The organism is Microbacterium sp. Kw_RZR3 (assembly GCF_029222405.1).
In the GTDB taxonomy this organism is placed as follows: Bacteria; Actinomycetota; Actinomycetes; order Actinomycetales; family Microbacteriaceae; genus Microbacterium.
The window spans coordinates 1-2441 of record NZ_JARHXC010000219.1; the positions used below are offsets into that span (position 1 = coordinate 1).

Genomic DNA, 2441 nt, shown 5'->3' on the forward strand with positions numbered 1-2441 from the left:
GCGCTCAGCGCACGTCGTCGTCGACCCAGTCCATCGACTTGGTGACGGCCTTCTTCCACAGACGCAGCTCGCGGTCGCGCTCGTCGGAGTCCATGTCGGGCTCCCAGCGCTTGTCCTCCTGCCAGTTGGCGCGCAGGTCGTCGAGGTTGTCCCAGAAGCCCACCGCCAGCCCGGCGGCGTAAGCCGCACCGAGCGCGGTGGTCTCGGCGACGACGGGGCGTACCACGGGCACGCCGAGGATGTCGGCCTGGAACTGCATGAGCGCGTCATTCGCGGTCATGCCGCCGTCGACCTTGAGCTCGGTGAGGTCGACACCGGAGTCGGCGTTGACTGCGTCGAGCACCTCGCGCGTCTGGAAGGCGGTGGCCTCGAGAGCCGCGCGGGCAATGTGGCCCTTGTTGACGTAACGGGTCATGCCGACGATCGCGCCCCGGGCGTCGGGACGCCAGTACGGGGCGAACAGACCCGAGAACGCCGGCACGAAGTACACGCCGCCGTTGTCGTCGACCGAGCTCGCCAGCGCCTCGACCTCGGGAGCCGAGGAGATAATGCCGAGCTGGTCGCGCAGCCACTGGATGAGCGACCCCGTGACGGCGATCGATCCTTCGAGCGCGTAGCGGGCGGGCTGATCGCCGAGCTTGTAGCCCAGGGTGGTCAGCAGGCCGTTCTTCGAGTGGACGATCTCTTCGCCGGTCTGGAAGATCAGGAAGTTGCCCGTGCCGTAGGTGTTCTTGCTCTCACCCGGGTTGAAAGCGGCCTGGCCGAAGGTCGCGGCCTGCTGGTCGCCCAGGATGCCGGCGACGGGGGTCTCGCGCAGGAGCGACGACGACTCGACGGTGCCGTACACCTCGGACGACGAGCGGATCTCGGGCATCATCGAGCGCGGAACGCCGAAGTCGGCCAGGATGTCGTCGCGCCATTCGAGCGTCTCGAGGTCCATGAATAGCGTGCGGCTGGCGTTGGTGACGTCGGTGGCGTGCACGCCGCCGTCGATGCCGCCGGTGAGGTTCCACAGCACCCACGTGTCGGTGGTGCCGAAGATCAGGTCGCCGGCCTCCGCCTTCTCGCGTGCTCCCTCGACGTTCTCGAGGATCCAGACGATCTTCGTCCCCGAGAAGTAGGTGGCCAGGGGCAGACCGACGATGCTCTTGTAGCGTTCGGTGTCGCCGTCGGCGAGGCGGTCGACGATCGACTGCGTGCGCGTGTCCTGCCAGACGATGGCGTTGTAGACGGGCTTGCCGGTGTTCTTGTCCCACACGACGGCGGTCTCGCGCTGGTTCGTGATGCCGACGGCGGCGATGTCGTGACGGGTGATGTCGGCGCGGCTGAGGGCCAGGCCGATCACCTCCTGGGTGTTGCGCCAGATCTCGAGCGGGTCGTGCTCGACCCACCCCGCGCGCGGGAAGATCTGCTCGTGCTCCTTCTGTCCGACGGCGACGACGCCCCCGGACTTGTCGAAGATCATCGCGCGCGTCGAGGTCGTGCCCTGGTCGATGGCGAGGACGTAGTCGGCCATGGATGGACTCCTTTGTCTAGTAGAGGTGAGGAAGTGGTGAAGCGGAGCGCGGGGGCGGCGCAGGCCGGGTGGTTCGCACCGTCCCCGCTGAGGTGTTACTTGCCGAGGTGGAGCAGCACGGGCGCGAGCAGACCCGCGAGCAGACCGCCGACGAGGGGACCGGCAACCGGAACCCAGGCGTAGCTCCAGTCGCTGGAGCCCTTCCCCTTGATGGGGAGGATCGCGTGGGCGATACGCGGGCCGAGGTCACGGGCCGGGTTGATCGCGTAGCCGGTCGGGCCACCGAGCGAGGCGCCGATACCGACCACCAGCAGGGCCACGGGGACGGCGGCGAGGCCACCGATGCCACCGGGGACGCCGATGTCGGCGACGCCGTAGTCGGCGAACCCGAAGATCACGAAGACCAGGACGAAGGTCGCGATGACCTCGGTGAGGAAGTTGAAGCCGTACGAGCGGATGGCGGGGCCGGTGGAGAAGACGCCGAGCTTGTTCGCCGGGTCGGGTTCGTCGTCGAAGTGCTGCTTGTACGAGGCCCACGCCAGCACGGCACCGATGATCGCACCGACCATCTGCGCGGCGACCGCGACGAGGAACTGGACGAAGGAGATCTTGCCGGCGACCAGCAGGCCGATCGACACGGCGGGGTTCAGCTGGGCACCCGAGTAGGCGGACACGAGGACACCGGCGAAGACCGCGAGTCCCCATCCCCAGTTCACCATCAGGGTGCCACCGGCGTTGCCCTTGGTCTTGGCCAGGGCGACGTTGGCGACCACGCCGCAGCCCAGCAGGATGAGCATCGCGGTGCCGACCACCTCCGAGAGGAAGTACAGCCCCAGATTGACTTCTTGCATGTCGTCATCGACCTTTCTGTTGTCGCCCGTCCACCTTCGGCTCGGGCGTCGTTGCGGCTCGGTGATCCGAACCT

The 2441-nt window shown here is 67.8% G+C and carries 2 protein-coding genes; both read right to left on the reverse strand.

Annotated elements, in window-relative coordinates; translation table 11 throughout:
- Positions 1-4 precede the first annotated feature (4 nt).
- Entirely contained in the window at positions 5-1516 is a 1512-nt protein-coding gene (glpK, locus tag P2P98_RS12090) for a glycerol kinase GlpK (protein WP_275800096.1), read from the reverse strand.
- A gap of 95 nt (positions 1517-1611) precedes the next feature.
- A complete protein-coding gene (locus P2P98_RS12095) occupies positions 1612-2367 on the reverse strand; it encodes an MIP/aquaporin family protein (RefSeq protein ID WP_275800097.1) in 756 nt (251 codons plus the stop codon).
- Between the last annotated feature and the right edge of the window lie 74 nt (positions 2368-2441).

Bases quoted from the DNA above. Each gene is read 5' to 3' on its own strand.
- glpK (WP_275800096.1), bottom strand. From the start codon at position 1,516: ATGGCCGACTACGTCCTCGCCATCGACCAGGGCACGACCTCGACGCGC.
- P2P98_RS12095 (WP_275800097.1), bottom strand. From the start codon at position 2,367: ATGCAAGAAGTCAATCTGGGGCTGTACTTCCTCTCGGAGGTGGTCGGC.